General features: G+C 19.6%; 13 protein-coding genes and 1 tRNA gene. 10 read left to right on the forward strand and 4 right to left on the reverse strand.

The genetic code is table 11. From position 1 onward, the window contains the following. Positions 1-21: 21 nt before the first annotated feature. Positions 22-804 carry a triose-phosphate isomerase gene (tpiA, locus tag GJU01_RS00950; RefSeq protein WP_168867988.1) on the forward strand — a complete coding sequence of 261 codons (783 nt, stop codon included), beginning with the start codon at positions 22-24 and terminating at the stop codon, positions 802-804. Here tpiA and lysS read toward each other — a convergent pair. The 4 genes from lysS to GJU01_RS00970 form a co-directional block, all read right to left on the reverse strand. Continuing rightward, entirely contained in the window at positions 790-2,310 is a 1,521-nt protein-coding gene (gene lysS / locus GJU01_RS00955; protein ID WP_168867989.1) for a lysine--tRNA ligase, read from the reverse strand. The genes tpiA and lysS overlap by 15 nt on opposite strands. 17 nt (positions 2,311-2,327) lie before the next feature. Next, a protein-coding gene (gene prfB / locus GJU01_RS00960; protein ID WP_425482424.1) for a peptide chain release factor 2 occupies positions 2,328-3,429 on the reverse strand; the annotation gives its coding sequence in 2 pieces (ribosomal slippage) (positions 2,328-3,362 and positions 3,364-3,429; 1,101 coding nt in all). Between the two features lie 120 nt (positions 3,430-3,549). Continuing rightward, a tRNA-Ile gene (locus tag GJU01_RS00965) sits at positions 3,550-3,622 on the reverse strand. 66 nt (positions 3,623-3,688) lie between these two features. Beyond that, complete coding sequence (locus tag GJU01_RS00970; RefSeq protein ID WP_168867991.1) at positions 3,689-5,140, reverse strand: Do family serine endopeptidase; 1,452 nt, start codon at positions 5,138-5,140, stop codon at positions 3,689-3,691. A gap of 237 nt (positions 5,141-5,377) precedes the next feature. On the opposite strand from GJU01_RS00970, the gene rpiA reads away from it, so the two are divergent. From rpiA to parE, 9 genes are all read left to right on the forward strand, one after another. After that, positions 5,378-6,043 carry a ribose-5-phosphate isomerase RpiA gene (gene rpiA, locus GJU01_RS00975; protein ID WP_168867992.1) on the forward strand — a complete coding sequence of 222 codons (666 nt, stop codon included), beginning with the start codon at positions 5,378-5,380 and terminating at the stop codon, positions 6,041-6,043. Positions 6,044-6,112: 69 nt separating this feature from the next. After that, positions 6,113-6,937: a diaminopimelate epimerase gene (gene dapF, locus GJU01_RS00980; protein ID WP_168868218.1), complete on the forward strand. Its 825-nt coding sequence runs from the start codon at positions 6,113-6,115 to the stop codon at positions 6,935-6,937. A gap of 32 nt (positions 6,938-6,969) precedes the next feature. Continuing rightward, a complete protein-coding gene (locus GJU01_RS00985) occupies positions 6,970-9,171 on the forward strand; it encodes a UvrD-helicase domain-containing protein (RefSeq protein ID WP_168867993.1) in 2,202 nt (733 codons plus the stop codon). Between the two features lie 89 nt (positions 9,172-9,260). Continuing rightward, positions 9,261-10,217 carry a magnesium/cobalt transporter CorA gene (corA, locus tag GJU01_RS00990; protein ID WP_168867994.1) on the forward strand — a complete coding sequence of 319 codons (957 nt, stop codon included), beginning with the start codon at positions 9,261-9,263 and terminating at the stop codon, positions 10,215-10,217. 592 nt (positions 10,218-10,809) lie between these two features. Then, complete coding sequence (locus GJU01_RS00995) at positions 10,810-13,521, forward strand: 2-oxoglutarate dehydrogenase E1 component (RefSeq protein ID WP_168867995.1); 2,712 nt, start codon at positions 10,810-10,812, stop codon at positions 13,519-13,521. Between the two features lie 23 nt (positions 13,522-13,544). Next, on the forward strand, positions 13,545-14,720 hold the full coding sequence (gene sucB, locus GJU01_RS01000) for a dihydrolipoyllysine-residue succinyltransferase (RefSeq protein ID WP_168867996.1): 1,176 nt from the start codon (positions 13,545-13,547) through the stop codon (positions 14,718-14,720). Between the two features lie 127 nt (positions 14,721-14,847). Further along, a complete protein-coding gene (locus GJU01_RS01005; protein ID WP_168867997.1) occupies positions 14,848-16,416 on the forward strand; it encodes a cytochrome ubiquinol oxidase subunit I in 1,569 nt (522 codons plus the stop codon). Positions 16,417-16,425: 9 nt separating this feature from the next. Then, positions 16,426-17,568 carry a cytochrome d ubiquinol oxidase subunit II gene (cydB, locus tag GJU01_RS01010; RefSeq protein ID WP_168867998.1) on the forward strand — a complete coding sequence of 381 codons (1,143 nt, stop codon included), beginning with the start codon at positions 16,426-16,428 and terminating at the stop codon, positions 17,566-17,568. Positions 17,569-17,924: 356 nt separating this feature from the next. After that, entirely contained in the window at positions 17,925-19,844 is a 1,920-nt protein-coding gene (gene parE, locus GJU01_RS01015) for a DNA topoisomerase IV subunit B (protein WP_168867999.1), read from the forward strand. The last annotated feature ends 89 nt before the right edge of the window (positions 19,845-19,933 follow it).

The following is a 19,933-nucleotide window of genomic DNA, read 5'->3' on the forward strand; positions in this document are numbered from 1 at the left end:
TTTATATAGTAGAGGATAAAGATGAAAAAATTTTTGATTATTGCTAATTGGAAATTAAATGGTAATTTAAAATTTATTAACAAAAACATTAATTTAATTAAAAAAAATATAAATAATTCGTTATCTTTTTGTAATTTATCTATAGCTCCTCCTTATATTTACATAAATTATATAAATAATTTTTTAAAAAATACATCTATATCTTTAACCGCACAAGATGTAGATATTCATATAAAAGGATCTTTTACAGGAGAAACATCAATTAAAATGTTAAAAGATGTTGGTGTTAAATATATTATAATTGGACATTCTGAAAGAAGATTATTCCATAATGAAAATAATAATTTAATATCTAAAAAATTTATTTTAATTAAAAATAATGGTCTAATTCCAATTTTATGTTTAGGGGAGACAAAAGAACAAAAAGCACAAAATCAAACAGAACAAGTTTGTATTCAACAAATTAATAATATAATTAAAAATAGTAATATTAATATTTTCAATAAAACAATCATAGCTTATGAACCTGTTTGGGCTATTGGGTCAGGTAAAAGTGCTGATATTGATAAAATACAAAAAATTATTTTATTTATTAAAAAATACATATCTTCATTAAATAATAAAGTAGCAAAAAATATATATTTTTTATATGGTGGTTCTGTTAATTATTCTAATATAGAAACTTTTTTTAAAACAAATATTATTAATGGATTTTTAATAGGTAAAGCTTCTTTAGAAATACAAAATTTTATATCTTTAGTTAAAAAATCTGACAAATTAATAAGTTTATTAAATAGATCTTAACATTGGAAATAAAATTACATCTCTAATTGATTGTGTATTAGTAAATAACATAATTAATCTATCTATACCTATACCTAACCCAGCTGTTGGAGGTAATCCATATTCTAGTGCTTCTATATAATCTTGATCATAAAAATTTTTGTTAATGTTTTTATTATTATCGTTATCTTTTAAATTTTGTTGTTCTTGAAATCTTTTTTTTTGTTCTTCAGGGTCGTTAAGTTCAGAAAAACCATTAGCTATTTCCATACCACAAATAAAAAATTCAAATCTATCAGTAAATAAAGGATTTAAATTATTATTTCTTGATAATGGAGAAATTTCAATAGGATATTCTGTAATAAATGTTGGTTCAATAATTTTATTTGAAATTTTTTCTTCAAAAATTTCAGAAATAATTTTACCTTGACTCCAATTTTTATTTATTTTAACTTTCAATAAATCAGCAATTTGTATTAGTTTTTTTATATTTTCTAAATTTTCTAAAGAAAATTGTGGATAAAAATATATAATAGACTCTTTCATAGTTAATTTATTAAATTTTTTATTTAAGTCAAAAATATAATTATTATATTTTAATAAATGTTTTTTAAATATTTTTTTATATATTATTTTAAATAATTTTTCAAATAAAATCATTAAATCTTGATAATCAGCATATGTTATATATAATTCCATCATAGTAAATTCAGGATTATGTTGAGTTGAAATTCCTTCATTTCTAAAATTTCTATTAATTTCAAAAATTTTATTAAAACCACCGATTATAAGACGTTTTAAATAAAGTTCAGGAGCAATTCGTAAATATATATTTTTATTATAAGTATTATGATATGTTATAAATGGTTTTGCTAAAGCACCTCCAGGAATATTATGCATCATAGGTGTTTCTACTTCAGTAAAATTTTGTTTATACATAAAATTGCGAATATTTAATATAATTTGAGATCTTTTTTGAAAGATATTACGTGTTTTTTTATTAACAATTAAATCTAAATATCTTTTTCTGTATTTTATCTCTTTATTTTGTAAACCATGATATTTATCAGGAAGTGGGCGCATAGCTTTTGTTAATAAATAGAGTTTTTGACAAAAAATAGATAAAATATTAGTTTTTGTTTTAAAAACATAACCAACTATACCAACAATATCTCCAAGATCATATTTTTCTAAAAATTTTTTATATTCTTTTAAAGAAATACTATTTTGAGATATATAGATTTGTATTTTTCCATTATAATCTTGAATATTAATAAAGGAAGCTTTACCCATAATTCTTAAATTGACTATACGTCCTGCGATATTAAGTAATGTTTTTTTTAACAAACAATCTTTGTGATCATACTTTTTATAGATTTCATTTAATGAGATATTAATTTTAAAATTATTAGGAAAAACTATATTATTATCATTTCTTAATTCTTGTAATTTTTTATGTCGAAATTTTATTTCATTATTATCAATATTTTTAATATTATTATTAAAATTTTTTTTATTTTCAGACATAATAAATAATCCTATATTTATAAACCTAATTTTAAACTTGCTTGAATAAATTTATCTAAATTACCATCAAGAACAGATTGTATATCATTAATTTCAATTCCTGTTCTTATATCTTTAATTCTTGAATGATCTAGAATATAAGAACGGATTTGATATCCCCAACTAATATTAAATTTTTTTTTTTCTATTTTTTTTTGTATTTTTTGCTTTTTTTTATTTTGTAATTCATATAATTTAAACTTTATTTGTTTCATAGCTTGATCTTTATTTTTATGCTGTGATCTATTATTTTGACATTGTGTTACTAATCCAGTGGGAAGATGTGTAATACGTACAGCAGATTCAGTACGATTTACATGTTGTCCTCCTGCTCCAGATGATCGATATACATCAATACGTAAATCTTCTACATTAATAGTTAAATTAATATTATCTTTAATTTCTGGATATATAAATGTTGAAACAAAAGAGGTATGTCTTCTATTTGATGAATTAAAAGGACTTTTTCTAACTAAACGGTGAATACCATTTTCTGTACGTAACCACCCAAAAGCATAATGACCTATAATATGTAATGTAGATGATTTTATGCTTCCTATAATATCTCCAGAAGATTTATGTATTATATTTACTTGAAATTTTTTTTTTTCTGCCCATTTTATATACATTCTCATTACTATTCTAGCCCAATCTTGGGAATCTATCCCTCCAGAACCAGCTTGTATATCAATAAAACAATTTCTTTTATCATTTTTTTTTACAAAAATTTTTTTCAATTCTAAAATATTTATTTTATTTTCTATATTGTATAATATTTTTATAGATTCTTTTAATATTTTTTTATCATTAGTTTCAATAGCTAAATTAATTAATTCATTAATATCAATAATCTCTTGATTAAGATTATCTAATGATGATAATAAATTTTCTATATTTGTTTTTTTTTTATTTAAAATAAGTATATGATAAAAATCATTCCAAATATTGGGATCATTAAGTTTATTTTTTATTATTAATAACTTTTTTTGATATTTTAAATAATTAAAGAAACCCCCTAATAAAAATGTTTTTTCTTTTAATTTCTTTTAATTTATTTAATATTAAACGGATTTCTAACATATTTTACCTAATTTTAAAAATTAAATAAAAATTAATCTTAATTAAATTAAAAATTACGTTAAAATTAATATTAATTAATTTAAAATTAACATGAATAAAAAAAATATATTTTAATAAAACTGGCCCTTGTTGGATTTGAACCAACGACCTAACGATTATGAGTCGTTTGCTCTAACCACTGAGCTAAAGGGCCATTATTATTCTAAGTAGTATGTTATATTTTAAAAATTATTTCAATCAAATTTATATTTTTTTTTAATTAATTAACTAAATAAAATCTTTCTCCATCTCTCATAATATATAAAAGAATTAATATTGGATGTTTATCTAAAATTTTTTGAACATCTTTTATATTTTTTGTACGTTGTTTGTTAATAGATAATATTACATCACCTTCTTTTAAACCTATCATTGCTGCTGGAGAATTAGGAATTACTTTTTCAACTTTTACTGCATTTTTTTTAAATTTCTTAAAAAAGAAAATTTCTTTTTTTAAAATAACATTATTTAAATATCCTCCTTCTATTCCATAATACATCGCTTTATTTTGAGAATGATTATTACAATAATCATTTAATTTTATATTTATTTTTTGAAAATGACCTTTTCTTATAATTCCTAATCGAATTATTGTACCTCTCATAAGGTTACTTATTTTTGCCTTTAATATAGTAAAACTGTATATTTTTTTACCATTTAATGTAACAATAATATCTCCAGATTGGAGTTTATTATTTTTAAATGATTCAGTTTTTCGTATAAAAATACCTTTACTAACATTAGAAGCATGCATTGCTTTAGCTATATGAGGGTCAAGATCTATTCCATAAATTCCTAAAGAACCTCTTTTAACTTTACCAAACTTAATAAAATGTTTAATTAAATTATTAACAGTATTACTAGGTATAGCAAAACCAATACCGATATTACCTTCATTAGGAGTTAAAATAGCAGTATTTATACCAATTAAATCTCCATTTAAATTAACTAATGCCCCTCCAGAACTACCTCGATTAATTGCTGCATCTGTTTGAATAAAATTTTCAAAATTTTCAATATTTAGTCCTGTACGTCCTAATCCAGATATAATTCCTGATGTAACAGTTTCTCCTAAACCATATGGATTACCTATTGCTATAGTATAATCACCGACTTTTAAATTATCAGAATTAGCTATTTTAATACTTTTTAAATTTTTTGTTTTATTTTTAATTTGTATTAAAGCTATATCTGTTTGTGGATCTTTCCCTATAACTTTAGCTTCATAAGTTTTTCCATCATTTAATTCTATTAAAATATAATTAGCATGGTCAATAACATGATTATTAGTAATAATTAAACCTTTTTTAGAATTTATAATTACACCAGAACCAATTGAATGAAATTTTTGTTCAAGAATATTATTATTATTGCCACAAATAGGAGTATTTTCGTATGGTGATCCTTCTTTACATAACGCAAAATGTTCGTTTAAATATTCTTGTATTTTGGAAGGTAATTTAAATTGTGTTATAAAAGTACTTCCTTGAACATTAATACTAACAACAGAAGGTATTACTTTTGATAATATTTTTGATAAACTTGGTAATGATGGATTACCAGATTTTTTCATTACATTCAAAGGTAATAATTTAGCATTAATATTTTTATATGTTATAGTTAACATACTAATAAAAAAAAATATACAAAAAATTTTTTTTAATTTTCTCATAAAAAATCTCATAATATGATTTATTAAATAAAATTTATATAAAATTAATGAATTTAAATAAATTATTATTAATTATAATAAATTTATATGATTATATTAAATATTTTTATTAAAATAAAAAATTTATAAAAAATTTATATTTTAAAAAACTTTGAATAATGAAAATATAATAATTTTTTACAAATTATTATACTTAATATAATATAGATCTTATCTTATATAAAGATATAAATATACATGTTTAATAAATTAAAAAATATTGCAGCTAAATTTGCAATAAAATATATTCAAAATAATAATATTATTGGTATTGGATCAGGAACTACAATATCCCATTTTATTGATCTTTTACCTACTGTAAAACATAATATTAAAGGAGTAGTATCAGCTTCTGAAAATTCTACAAAAAAATTAAAAAAGTATAATTTTAACATTTTAAATATTAATGAAATAAAAAAAATTAGTATGTATTTTGATAGTGCTGATGAAATTAATTATAAAATGCAAATGATAAAAGGAGGAGGAGCTGCATTAACTAACGAAAAAATTATATCAAATTTATCGGAAACATTTGTTTGTATTATTGATGAATCTAAATATGTAAAATATCTAGGTATACATCCTGTTCCTATAGAAATTATACCTTTAGCAAAAAATTTCATTATTCAAAAATTATCTTACATAGGAGCTACAGCAAAACTTCGTATTAATACAATTACTGAACATGGTAATTTAATATTAGATATATATAATCTAGATTTAGATAATCCAATTAAAATGGAAAAATATATAAATAATATTCCTGGAATTGTAACAGTTGGTTTATTTACACAAAAATGTGCAGATATAGTAATAATAGGAAATAAAAATTATACAGTATCTGTAATAGATAAAAAAAAATAAATTTTAATATCAATTTATTTTTTCTTTTTTAAAAATTTAATTTTATAATTTATAATATATTATATGAAAATAAAATTTACTAAAATGCATGCATTAGGTAATGATTTTGTTATTATAAATAATATCAAAAAAAAATTTTTTTTAAAAAAAAAAATAATACAAAAATTATCTAATAGATATTTAGGTATAGGATTTGATCAATTATTATTAGTAGAATTATCATTAAATAAAAATATTGATTTTCACTATAGAATTTTTAATGCTGATGGTCATGAAGTTGAACAATGTGGTAATGGGGCACGTTGTCTTGCTTTATATTTAAAAACAAAAAAATTAACATTAAAAAATAAAATATGTGTAAGTACACAAAATCGTTTAATATATTTAAAATTTTTAAATGATAATATTATTTCTGTAAATATGGGTATTCCTTTATTTAATCCCAAAGAAATCCCGTTTATTACCAATAGTATTAAAAATACTTATAAACTTTTTTTTAAAAATAAATTTATTTATTTTAGTATCGTTTCTTTAGGAAATCCACATTGTGTTATTCAAGTTCAAAATGTATCAAATACTTCAATATCATTAATAGGTTCATTTTTTCAAAATCATAAATTATTTCCAAAAAAAGTTAATGTAGGTTTTATGCAATATTTAAATATTGATAATATTAAAATAAGAGTTTTTGAAAGAGGAGTTGGAGAAACTAAATCTTGTGGTTCAGGTGCTTGTGCCGCTGCCGCTGTAGGTATTAAAAAAAATATTTTATTAAATAAAGTTTATGTTCATCTCCCAGGAGGAATTATAACTGTTCATTGGAAAGGAAAAAATAATAATTTATATATGGAAGGAATTGCTAATTATGTTTATGATGGTCAAATAATATTATAATAAATTTTATTTTAATTACGGTATTCCCGTCAATGAAAAACATTAATTTGTTAAAAAATTTAAATAGTAAACAAAAAGAAGTTGTATCTGAAATTAGAAAAAATTTATTAATATTAGCTGGAGCTGGTAGCGGTAAAACACTTGTATTAATTCGTAGAATAGCATGGTTAATTTATCAAGAACATTGTTCTCCTAAATCTATTTTAGCTGTAACTTTTACAAATAAAGCAGCATTAGAATTAAAAAATAGAATTACGTCATTAATAAAAGATTATGAAAAAAATGATATTTGGATAGGAACATTCCATAGCTTCGCTTATTATATATTAAGAATTCATTATATAGAAGCGAAATTAACAAAAAATTTTCAAATTATAGATACTTCAGATCAAAAAATATTAATTAAAAAAATTTTAAAAAAATTATCTTTACAAGATAAAAATTACTCAATAGAGAGTATATTAAAAAATATAAATAATTTTAAAAATAATTTTTTTAATAAGAAAAAAAATTATATTTATGGAAATAATGTAAATAATATTTATTTATTAAAAATATATGATGAATATCAAAATTATTGTAAAAGTATAGAAGTTATTGATTTTAATGATTTAATATTGTGTTTATATAAATTATTTTTATATAATCCTCATATATTAAAAATATATCAAAAAAGATTTCAAAATATTTTAATTGATGAATTTCAGGATACAAACGATATACAATATAAGTTTATTTCTTTATTATATAATAAACATTATAATACTAAAATACTTCTTGTAGGTGATGATGATCAATCTATTTATGGGTGGAGAGGTGCTCAAATTGAAAATATTAATCTTTTTTTAAAAGATTTTGATGATGTTAAAACAATTTTATTAGAACAAAATTATCGCTCTACTTCAAATATTTTAAAAGCTGCAAATAAATTAATTTCTCATAATGATATAAGAGTAAAAAAAAAATTATGGACTCAAAAAGAAGATGGGAAACTTATTTCTATATATTTTGCATTAAATGAATTTGATGAAGCTCAATATATTGCGAAATATATAAATAAAAATTTTATAAAAAAAAATATAAAATTAGATAATTGTGCAATTCTTTATAGAAATAATGTTCAATCTCGTATTTTAGAAGAAATTATGTTAAAATTTTGTATTCCTTATAAAATTTACGGAGGAATACGTTTTTTTGAACGTCAAGAAATAAAAGATGTTTTATCTTATTTAAGATTCATATCTAATTATAATGATGATAATTCTTTTGAAAGGATTATAAATATTCCTAAAAGAGGAATTGGAGATAATACAATCAAGATAATAAAATATGTTTCTCAAAAATATTTTTTAACATTATGGGAATCTAGTCTTTATATTTTAAAAAAAAAAAAATATTTAAATACTACATCATTTAATGCATTAAAAAAATTTATTATTTTAATTAAATATTTAAAAAATAATTTAAAAAATAAACCATTACCAATAATGATAAAAAAAACTATAAATGATTCTGGATTATTAAAAATGTATAACAAAAGTTGTTTTTCTGAAAACAATTTTAATAAAATAAATAATTTAAAAGAATTAATTAATGCAGCTGATTATTTTACAAAAATTTCATTAAAACATACAAATAAAGTATTTTCGAAAAATCAAAATACTTTATTGGTAGATTTTCTTTCACAAACATTATTAACAACAGAAGATATTAATTTAAATAAAAAAAATAAAAATCAAAATACCAATAATTATATACAAATGATGACTATTCATGCATCAAAAGGATTAGAATTTTCTGAAGTATTTATCGTAGGTATGGAAGAAGGTATATTTCCAAATAAAAGTACTTTTACAGATACTAATATAAATGAAGAAAGACGTTTAGCTTATGTAGGTATTACTAGAGCAAAAAAAAAATTAACATTAACTTATACAAAAAAACGTTATTTATATGGTAAAGAAATTAATTCTATACCATCAAGATTTATTAATGAATTACCAGAAAATTGTATCCAAAAAATTAGTTATTTAAAAAAAAATATTTTTTTTAAATCCCAAAATATTTTAAATAAAAAAAAATATTTTATAGGACAAGTAGTTTATCATCAAATTTTCGGAAAAGGAATTATTTTAAAAATAGAAATTATTAAAAATAATAAAAAATTACAAATTAAATTTAATAATATGATAATAAAATGGATAATGTCTAATTATGTACAATCTTATATATAAAAAAGTAAATGTATTTGTAAAATAATACTGAAAAAGTATATATATTTATTTAAATATTAATTTAAATAATATCCTAATTAGGAGTTATTATGTTAAATGCGTATAAAATATATAATAAACATTTAATTTATTTAAAATTAGATAATCATTATAATAATCTTTTAGATGCAATTTGGATTGATTTAATAAAACCCGAAAATATTGAAAGAAAAAAAATTTATTATTTATTAGGACAAAATCTAGCTACTAGACCAGAATTAGAAGATATAGAAGCATCAGCTAGATTTTTTGAAAATCAAGAAGGATTACATATTCATTCTTTCTTTTTTTATAAAAATAAAGATGAACATGCTGGTACAACTACAGTTGCATTTACCATTAAAAATGGTAGATTATATACTTTACGAGAAAAAGAATTATCTGTTTTTCGTTTATATAGAATACGTATGCATAAAAATAATACCATGATTTATGGTAATCCTTATGAATTATTATTAGATATATTAGATACTAAAATTGAACAGTTAGCTGATGAAATAGAAAATATATATAGTCAATTAGAATCTCTTAGTTGTATCATTATGAAAGGACATAAAAATGATCAATTTGATAATGCACTTTCTACTTTAGCGGAATTAGAAGATATTGGGTGGAAAGTAAGATTATGTTTAATGGATACACAAAGAGCTGTAAATTTTTTAATGAGAAAAACTAGGTTACCAGAAATTCAGATAGAACAAGCTAGAGAAATTTCAAGAGATATTGAATCTCTATTACCCCATAATGAATCGTTATTTCAAAAAGTAAATTTTTTAGTACAAGCTGCAATGGGTTTTATTAATATAGAACAAAATAGAATTATAAAAATTTTTTCATTAGTATCAGTTATTTTTTTACCTCCTACTTTAGTAGCATCTAATTATGGTATGAATTTTTCTATTTTACCAGAATTAAAATGGAAATATGGTTATTTATATGCCATCATTATAATGATAATATCAGCTTTAGCTCCTTATTTTTATTTTAAAAAAAAAAAATGGTTATAATATAAAAAATATTTTTTAATTTATATAATTTTAATAATTCAATACTATGAATATATAATAAAATATTCATTAAAATTATATAAAATATAAATAATTATATTATTAATAAATATATTTTTCAAAAATTGAATTTTACTAGGTGAATTAATTATATTATAATTCACCTATATATTTTTTTTAAAATTATATATAAAAAATAATATATTTATAAATAATAAAATTATAATTAATATTATTTTATCAAAAAATAAATAAAATTTAATTTTATAAATTATATTATTTTAATAAAATTTAAAATTTTTATATCAATATAATAATTACTATAGATAATTATAAATAGATATGATGTACTAATTAAATATTAACATATATTTAATTAATTTAAATTATAATATATATTATTAAATATATTTAATTAAAAATATTTTATTAATAAAAAAAATCAAAAATTGTTTTTTAAATAGAAAATTTATAAATTTTAAATATTTTACAAAAATATTTTTATAAAATATATTGTTATATATTAATATATTATTTTTTTATATTACTTTAAAATAAAATAAATATTATTTTATTTTAATAAGAGATTATAATGAATAATAATTATTTTAAAAAAAATATTTCATATGAAAATATTTTATATATTGAAAAATTGTATCAAAATTTTTTAATAAATCCTCATTCTGTAAATAAAAATTGGTATAATATTTTTATAAATTTTCAAAAAAATAATAAAAATTTAAATACTAATAATATATTAAAAAATCAATTTTTTTATAAAAAAGAATTTTTAATAGAAAAAATTAATCAATTAATACATAATTTTAGAGAATTAGGACATTATTATGCAAATATTAATCCATTAATTTCAGATAAAAAAAAATTAAATAATATTTTACAATTACAAAATTATCATTTTAACGAAAAAGATTTACAAAAAAAAATTACATTAAATAAGTTTTTTAAAAATAAAAAAATAATTAATATTTATAATTTTTTTAAAAAAAAATATTGCGGTTCTATTGGTATAGAATACCAGCATTTATTAAATAAAGAAAAATATTGGATACAAAAAAATATAGAATATACACAAAATAATTTAAATTATAAAGAAAAAAAAATATTTTTAGAAGAATTAATTGCAACTGAAATTTTTGAAAAAAATATAGGAAAAAAATTCCCAGGTGCTAAAAGATTTTCTTTAGAAGGATGTGATGTTTTAATTCCTTTAATAAAAGAAATAATACGTTATACAAGTATATTAAAAGAAAAAACAAAAAAAATAATTTTTAGTATGGCGCATAGAGGTAGATTAAACTTTTTAGTAAATATCATGGGTAAAAAAATTAAAGATATAACTAATGAATTTTCAAATATTTTACTAGAAGAAAATAAGATAGATGATGTAAAATATCATTTAGGTTATTCTTCTTTTATTGAAATAAATAAACAAAAAATAGAATTACAACTAGCATTTAATCCTTCTCATTTAGAAGTTATTAATAGTATTACTATGGGTATAGCTAGAGCTCAAAATGATATTTTAAAAAAAAAAAATATTTATATTTTACCAGTTAATATACATGGAGATGCATCTTTTAGTGGCCAAGGGATAATACAAGAAATTTTAAATTTATCTCAAACTAGAGGATATGGAGTTAATGGTACTATTCATATTATTATTAACAACCAAATTGGTTTTACTACATCAAAAATTACTGATATGAGATCTAGTTATTATTGTACTGATATAGCAAAAATGATTCAATGTCCTATTTTTCATGTAAATGCCGATGATCTAGATAATGTTATCTTAACAATAAGATTAGCATTAAATTATAGAAATATATTTCATAAAGATGTTTTCATTGATTTAATTTCATATAGAAGACATGGTCATAATGAGATGGATGATCCATTTATTACACAACCATTAATGTATAATTATATTAAAAATCATAAAACAATACAATATTTATATTTCAATAAATTGTTATTAGAAAATATTATAAATAATCAAAAAAAAATAGATTTATATAAAAAATATCAAAATTTATTTGATAAAAATCAATATTTTATAAAAACATATCAATATCTTTATCCTATTAAAAAAAAATATAAAAAAAAAATATATAAAAATATAAAAATTGATAAATTAAAAAAATTACTTTTTCAAATTAGTTATTTACCTAAAAAATTTAATATTCATCCTAGAGTAAAAAAAATTTATTTAGATAGAATTAGTATGAGTAAAGAAGAAAAAAAATTAGATTGGGGTACAGCAGAAAATTTAGCATATGCAAATATTTTAACTCAAGGAATATCTTGTCGTTTATCTGGTGAAGATGTAAAAAGAGGTACATTTTCTCATAGACATGCTGTTATATACGATCAACAAAGTGGACTTTCATATACACCTTTAAAAAATATTACCTTACAACAAGGTAATTTTTATATTTATAATTCTATTTTATCTGAAGAAGCAGTTTTAGGTTTTGAATATGGATATTCTTTAAATAATATGAATCATGTTATCACAATATGGGAAGCACAATTTGGAGATTTTATTAATGGGGCTCAAATTATTATAGATCAATTTATTAGCTCTGGAGAAAAAAAATGGAATTATAAGAGTGGATTAATAATTATGCTTCCACATGGACATGAAGGTCAAGGACCAGAACATTCTTCATCAAGAATAGAAAGATTTTTACAATTATGTGCTGAAGATAATATGAGAATTTGTATTCCTTCTAATGCATCTCAAATTTATCATTTATTATGTGAACATGCATTTAATTCTATAAAAAAACCACTTATTATAATTTCTCCTAAATCTCTTTTAAGATATCCATTAGCTTGTTCTTCATTAAAAAATTTTGTAAATAATTATTTTAAATTAATTATAGATGACATAGATATAAACATTAATATTAAAAATATTCAACATATTATTTTTTGTTCTGGAAAAATATATTATGATTTATTAGAACATAGAAAAAATATAAAAAATAATAATATAATTATTATTAGAGTAGAACAATTATATCCATTTCCAAAAAAAAAATTACAAAAAATAATTACAAAATATGTAATAATAAAAAATTTTTTTTGGTGTCAAGAAGAACCAAAAAATCAAGGAGCATGGATATATATTCAAGACTGTTTTAAAAATCAATTAAATTGTAATATTCACTACATTGGAAGAAATAATTCTGCTTCAACTGCAACAGGATATTTTACTATTTATAAAAAACAACAAAACAAAATAATAAATTCTGTTTTTAATATCGATATAAAATAAAAATTAATTTATAAGGATAAAAAATGGATAATATTAATATTATTGTTCCTGAATTACCTGAATCTATCAATAATGCAATTATAATTAAATGGTTTAAACAACCAGGAGAAAAAGTAAAAAATGATGATATTCTTCTAGAATTAGAAACAGATAAAGTAGTATTAGAAATACCATCAACTATTGATGGTATTTTAGAAAAAATTTTAGTAAAACAAGGAGAAAAAGTAAAATCACAACAAATTATTGGTATTTTAAAAAAAGTAAAATTTTTTAAGAAAAAAGAAGATAATAATAAAAATATTATTAAATATACAGAATTTTTTAATTCTATTAAAAATCAAAAAAAAATTTTAGAAAAATTAAATAATTTTAGCCCTTCAATAAGAAGGAACATGAAAAAAAAAATATTTTCAATTAAAAAATTAAATAATTTTGATAATAAAACTAATTTCAATTCTGAAAATTTAAATAATATAACAACAAATAAAAAAAAAATTTTAAAAAATAATAGTTTTGAAAAAAAACAAATGAGTCCAATAAGAAAATATATTTCCAAAAAATTAATGGATTCTAAAAATAATACAGTTATGTTAACCACTTTTAATGAAGTTAATATGCAAAAAATTATTGACATAAAAAATAAATATAAAAACTTTATTTATGAAAATTATAATATAAAATTAGGTTTTACTTCTTTTCATATTAAAGCTATTACACAAGCACTAAAATCTTTTAAAAAAATTAATGCATTTATTGATGGTGAAAATATTATTTATAATAATTATTATAATATTAATATTGCAATAGCAACAGAAAGAGGTTTAATAACACCTATTATTTATAATACAAATAAATTATCATTAATAGATATTGAAAAAAAAATTAAAGAATTAATTATAAAAAGTAATAAAAATCAATTATCTATTGACGATTTAGTTAGTGGAACATTTACTATTACTAATGGAGGAGTATTTGGTTCTTTAATGTCAACACCTATTATTAATCCCCCACAAAGTGCTATATTAGGAATGCATGTTATTAAAGATAGACCAGTTGTTATTAATAATAAAATATGTATTATGCCTATGATGTATTTAGCTTTATCTTATGATCATCGATTAATAGATGGAAAAGATGCTATAGGTTTTCTTATTTTAGTAAAAACATTATTAGAAGATCCTATAAAATTATTTTTATAAATTTTATTTCGTTATTTATTATTAAAATTTTTTTATAAAAAATTTTTATTTTAAGAAAAATAATTAAAATAATTATAAATTGTTTTAAAAAATATTATAAATATTTTAAAATATATAAGGATTTATAATGTTAAATGTTATTGATTTATCAAGATTGCAATTCGCATTAACAGCAATGTACCATTTTATATTTGTACCGCTAACATTAGGACTTTCTTTTTTATTAGCTATAATGGAAACAATATATATTATTTCTAAAAATAAAATATATAGAGATATGACTCAATTTTGGGGTAAATTATTTGGAATTAATTTTGCTTTAGGAATAGTAACAGGTATAACTATGGAATTTCAATTTGGAACAAATTGGTCATATTATTCTCATTATGTAGGTGATATTTTCGGTGCTCCATTAGCGATAGAAGGTTTAGTTGCATTTTTTTTAGAATCAACTTTTGTAGGTTTATTTTTTTTAGGATGGAATCGTTTAAATAAACTACAACATTTATTTGTAACATGGTTAGTTGCTATAGGATCTAATCTTTCTGCTATTTGGATTTTAATTGCTAATGGATGGATGCAAAATCCTATTGCTTCTTCCTTTAATTATCAAAATATGCGAATGGAAATGAATAATTTTTGGAAATTAATTTTTAATCCTATAGCACAAGTAAAATTTGTTCATACTATAACAGCTGGATATACAACTGGTTCAATATTTATTATTGGAATTAGTGCATATTATCTTTTAAATAAAAGAGATATAGATTTTTCTAAAAAATCTATAATTATATCTTCTTGTTTTGGGTTATTTTCTATTCTTTCTGTAATAATATTAGGAGACGAATCCGGTTATCAGTTAAAAAATACACAACAAACTAAATTAGCAGCTATTGAAGCTGAATGGGAAACACAAAAACCTCCAGCAGCTTTTAATATTATATGTTTACCTAATCAGAAAAAAGAATTAAATAAATATTCTATAAAAATTCCATATTTATTAGGTATAATTGCTACAAGATCTTCCCATATACCAATTTTAGGTATAAAAGATGTAATTAAAAATAATGAATTAAAAATTAAAAAGGGACTAAAAGCATTAACTGCTCTTAAAAAAATGAAAAATGGAGATTTAAAAAAAAATAACATAAAAATATTTAATCAAAACAAAAAATATTTAGGATATGGATTTTTATTTCAACAATACTATAAAAATATTTATAATATAAATAATATACAGATAAAAAAAGTTGCTAAAATGTCAATTCCGATGATATTTCCTTTATTTTTTTCTTTTAGAATTATGGTTTTATCAAGTTTAATTTTATTTATTATATTAATTTTAGTTTTTTATTATAGTATTATTAAAAATAATATTGAAAAAAAAAAATATTTATTAAAAATTTGTTTATATTCAATGCCTTTACCATGGATTGCTTCTGAATCAGGATGGTTTGTTGCAGAATATGGTAGACAACCATGGGCTATAAAAGATATATTACCTACATATATGGCAGGATCTTCTTTACAATTTTTAGAAGTATTATTTTCACTAATAATAATTTTTATTTTTTATACAATTTTATTAATAATAGAATTATATTTAATGTATAAAATCTCTAGTATAGGTCCAAGTATTTTAAGAACTGGTAAATATTTTTTTGAAAAAAATATTAAAAAAGAAAAAATTAATTAGGTTATTTTAATGTTAAATTATAAATTTTTATGTTTAATTTGGTCAATAATAATTGGTATTCTAATTACAGGATTTATGATTACTGATGGATTAGATATGGGAGTCGGTATTTTATTATTTATAATAGGTAAAAATAATCTTGAACGAAGAGTTATAATAAATACTATTGCACCTCATTGGGATGGTAATCAGGTATGGTTAATTACAACTGGAGGAGCATTATTTGCAGCATGGCCTATTGTTTATGCAACCATGTTTTCTCATTTTTATATAGCCATGATATTATTATTAATATCATTATTTTTACGTCCTATAGGTTTTGAATATCGATCTAAAATTAAACATCCAATGTGGCAAAAAATGTGTGATATCTTTATTACAATAGGTAGTATCATACCTCCAGCAATAATAGGGATAGTATTAGGTAATATATTGAAAGGTCTCCCTTTTTATTTTGATAAATATTATAATCTTTATTCCAAAGAAAATTTTTTAAAATTATTTAATTTATCTAGTATAATGATTAGTATTACAACTATAATCCTAGTTATAAATCATGCTGTCACTTATTTACAAATCAGAATAAAAGATTTTATTATGAATCGTAGATTAAATTTAATTTTAAAAATATCTTCCATATTATTAATGATTTTTTTTACTTTATCATTTTTTAATATTTTATTTTTTATAAAAGGATATAAAATTAATACTCATATATTTCAAAAAACAAATATAATGTATAAAACTAATAGTGTCCTACATAAACAAACAGCATGGATGAATAATTTTCAAAATTTTAAATATTTATATTTATTACCTTTATTAAGTGTAACTTTACCATTTTTAATAATTTTAACATCTATATATAAAAAAAAAATAATAACATTTATTTTTTCTATTTTTACTATTATAAGTATGATATCAACTATAGGCATTATAATGTTCCCTTTTATTCTTCCTTCAAATATAAAATATTATCAAAGTTTAACTATTTGGAATTCTACATCAAGTCAACTAACATTAAATATAATGTTATATGTAGTAATAATATTTATGCCTATTATTTTAACTTATACTTTTTGGTGTTATAAAAAAATGTTTTTTTATATTAATAAAAAAGAAATTAAAAAAAAATCTGATTTTTATTATTAGAATTATTATAAATTAAAAAAAATGGATATAAATTAATGTGGTACTTAATATGGTTTTTAATGATATTCTTTTCATGTAGTTTTACTATTTTAATATCTTTAAAAAAGCATTATCAGAAATATAAAAAATAAATATTTTAAAAGTATTTATTATTAAAATAACAAAAAATAGGTTATATTTTTTTAAAAAAAAATATGTTATAATAAACAATATTGAGTTTTTACTTTATATTTTAAAAATAATATAATAAATAATATCAAATTATTTATTTATATAATAAATATCTATTAAAATTAATTGACTTAAAATGGATTTTTTTTATATTTTAAATATAAAATTATTATATACTTAATAAAATGAATCATTTAAATCAATATAATGCTGATTCTATAGAAGTTTTAGAAGGTTTAGATCCTGTACGACGTAGACCAGGAATGTATACTGATCTTACTAGACCTAATCATTTAGCTCAAGAAGTAATAGATAATAGTGTAGATGAAGCATTAGCAGGTTATGCTAAAAATATTTTTGTTACTTTATATAAAGATCAATCATTAGAGGTTATTGATGACGGTAGAGGAATGCCTACTGATATACATTCTCAAGAAGGTATACCTGCTATTGAACTTATTTTATGTCGATTACATGCTGGTGGAAAATTTTCTAATAAAAATTATAATTTTTCTGGAGGTTTACATGGTGTAGGTATTTCTGTTGTTAATGCTTTATCAAAAAGGTTAGAAGTCAGTATTTTCCATGAAAAAAAAATTTATACAATAATTTTTGAAAATGGATATAAAATACAGGACTTAAATTCTTATAAAAACGTAGATAGTCAAAAACATGGAACAAAAATTAGATTTTGGCCAAATGAAAAATTTTTCGAACATCATACTTTTTTAGTTTCGAGTTTAATTAATTTATTAAAAGCAAAAGCAGTTTTATGTTCAAAATTAACGGTATATTTTACTAATAAAAATACTAAAGACAAGTATCGTTGGAATTATAAAAATGGATTATCCGAATATTTAATTAATTCATTAAAAAATATAATTACTATACCAAATTCACCTTTTATAGGTGAATATTTTAATGATATTAAACATGTAAATTGGGCTTTATTTTGGATTACAGGCAATAATCATAATATTATTACTGAAAGTTATGTTAATTTAATTCCTACTACTTATGGAGGTACACATGTTAATGGACTACGTTTAGGGTTATTAGATGCAATACGTCATTTTTGTAATTTTCATAATTTATTACCTAGAAATATAAAATTATTAGGAGAAGATATTTGGAATCAATGTTCTTATGTTTTATCTATTAAAATACAAGATCCTCAATTTACTGGACAAACAAAAGAACGTTTATCTTCTAGACAATGTACTGTATTTGTTGCAAATATAGTCAGAGATTCTTTCATTTTATGGCTAAATCAAAATTTTAAAATAGGTACAGTTTTAGTTGATATTTTTATTACAAATGCACAAAAACGTATTCGAGAATCTAAAAAATTTATAAAAAAAAAAAATTATAATACAAATTCAATTTTACCTAGTAAATTATCTGATTGTATTATCCATGATAAAAAAAAAACAGAACTTTTTTTAGTAGAAGGTGATTCTGCTGGAGGATCAGCAAAACAAGCAAGAAATAAAAATTTTCAAGCAGTTATGCCGTTAAAAGGAAAAATTTTAAATACATGGGAAATAAATTCTGAAGAAATTTTATCTTCACAAGAAATATATGATATTTCTTTAGCAATAGGAATATATCCTAATAATGAAGATTTAAAAAAATTAAGATATAATAAAATTTGTATTCTTGCTGATGCTGATTCAGATGGATTACATATTGCTACTTTATTATGTGCTTTATTTGCAAAACATTTTTTAGCATTAGTAAAAAAAGGACATATTTATGTTGCAATGCCTCCTTTATACCGGATAGATATAGGAAAAAAAACTTTTTATGCTTTAGATGAAAATGAAAAAATTAAAATTTTAAAACAAAATTATAATAAGAATAATAGTCAACAAACAAATGTACAGAGATTTAAAGGATTAGGTGAAATGAATCCAACTCAATTAAGAGAAACAACTTTTAATCCCATTAGTCGCAGATTAATACAATTAATAATAAATAATACTGAAAAAGAAATAAAAAAAACATTTTCTATTATGGATATGTTATTAGCAAAAAAAAGAGCAGAAGATCGTCGTAAATGGTTACAAAAAAAAGGTGATATTACAACAATAATAAATATTTAAAAAATATAATATTTATAAATTTATAAATAATATTTTTTCAAAAATTAATTATAAAAATAAAATGAATAAATAAAATGTAAGTATATGTT

Origin of the sequence: Enterobacteriaceae endosymbiont of Donacia vulgaris, assembly GCF_012568445.1 — a bacterium.
Lineage (GTDB): Bacteria > Pseudomonadota > Gammaproteobacteria > Enterobacterales > Enterobacteriaceae.

What these genes read in the sequence shown, in the direction of transcription:
- GJU01_RS00995 (WP_168867995.1), top strand. Translation starts at nt 10,810, where the DNA reads ATGAATAATAATTATTTTAAAAAAAATATTTCATATGAAAATATTTTA.
- rpiA (WP_168867992.1), top strand. Translation starts at nt 5,378, where the DNA reads ATGTTTAATAAATTAAAAAATATTGCAGCTAAATTTGCAATAAAATAT.
- GJU01_RS01005 (WP_168867997.1), top strand. Translation starts at nt 14,848, where the DNA reads ATGTTAAATGTTATTGATTTATCAAGATTGCAATTCGCATTAACAGCA.
- tpiA (WP_168867988.1), top strand. Translation starts at nt 22, where the DNA reads ATGAAAAAATTTTTGATTATTGCTAATTGGAAATTAAATGGTAATTTA.
- cydB (WP_168867998.1), top strand. Translation starts at nt 16,426, where the DNA reads ATGTTAAATTATAAATTTTTATGTTTAATTTGGTCAATAATAATTGGT.
- sucB (WP_168867996.1), top strand. Translation starts at nt 13,545, where the DNA reads ATGGATAATATTAATATTATTGTTCCTGAATTACCTGAATCTATCAAT.
- GJU01_RS00985 (WP_168867993.1), top strand. Translation starts at nt 6,970, where the DNA reads ATGAAAAACATTAATTTGTTAAAAAATTTAAATAGTAAACAAAAAGAA.
- parE (WP_168867999.1), top strand. Translation starts at nt 17,925, where the DNA reads ATGAATCATTTAAATCAATATAATGCTGATTCTATAGAAGTTTTAGAA.
- lysS (WP_168867989.1), bottom strand. Translation starts at nt 2,310, where the DNA reads ATGTCTGAAAATAAAAAAAATTTTAATAATAATATTAAAAATATTGAT.
- GJU01_RS00970 (WP_168867991.1), bottom strand. Translation starts at nt 5,140, where the DNA reads ATGAGAAAATTAAAAAAAATTTTTTGTATATTTTTTTTTATTAGTATG.
- corA (WP_168867994.1), top strand. Translation starts at nt 9,261, where the DNA reads ATGTTAAATGCGTATAAAATATATAATAAACATTTAATTTATTTAAAA.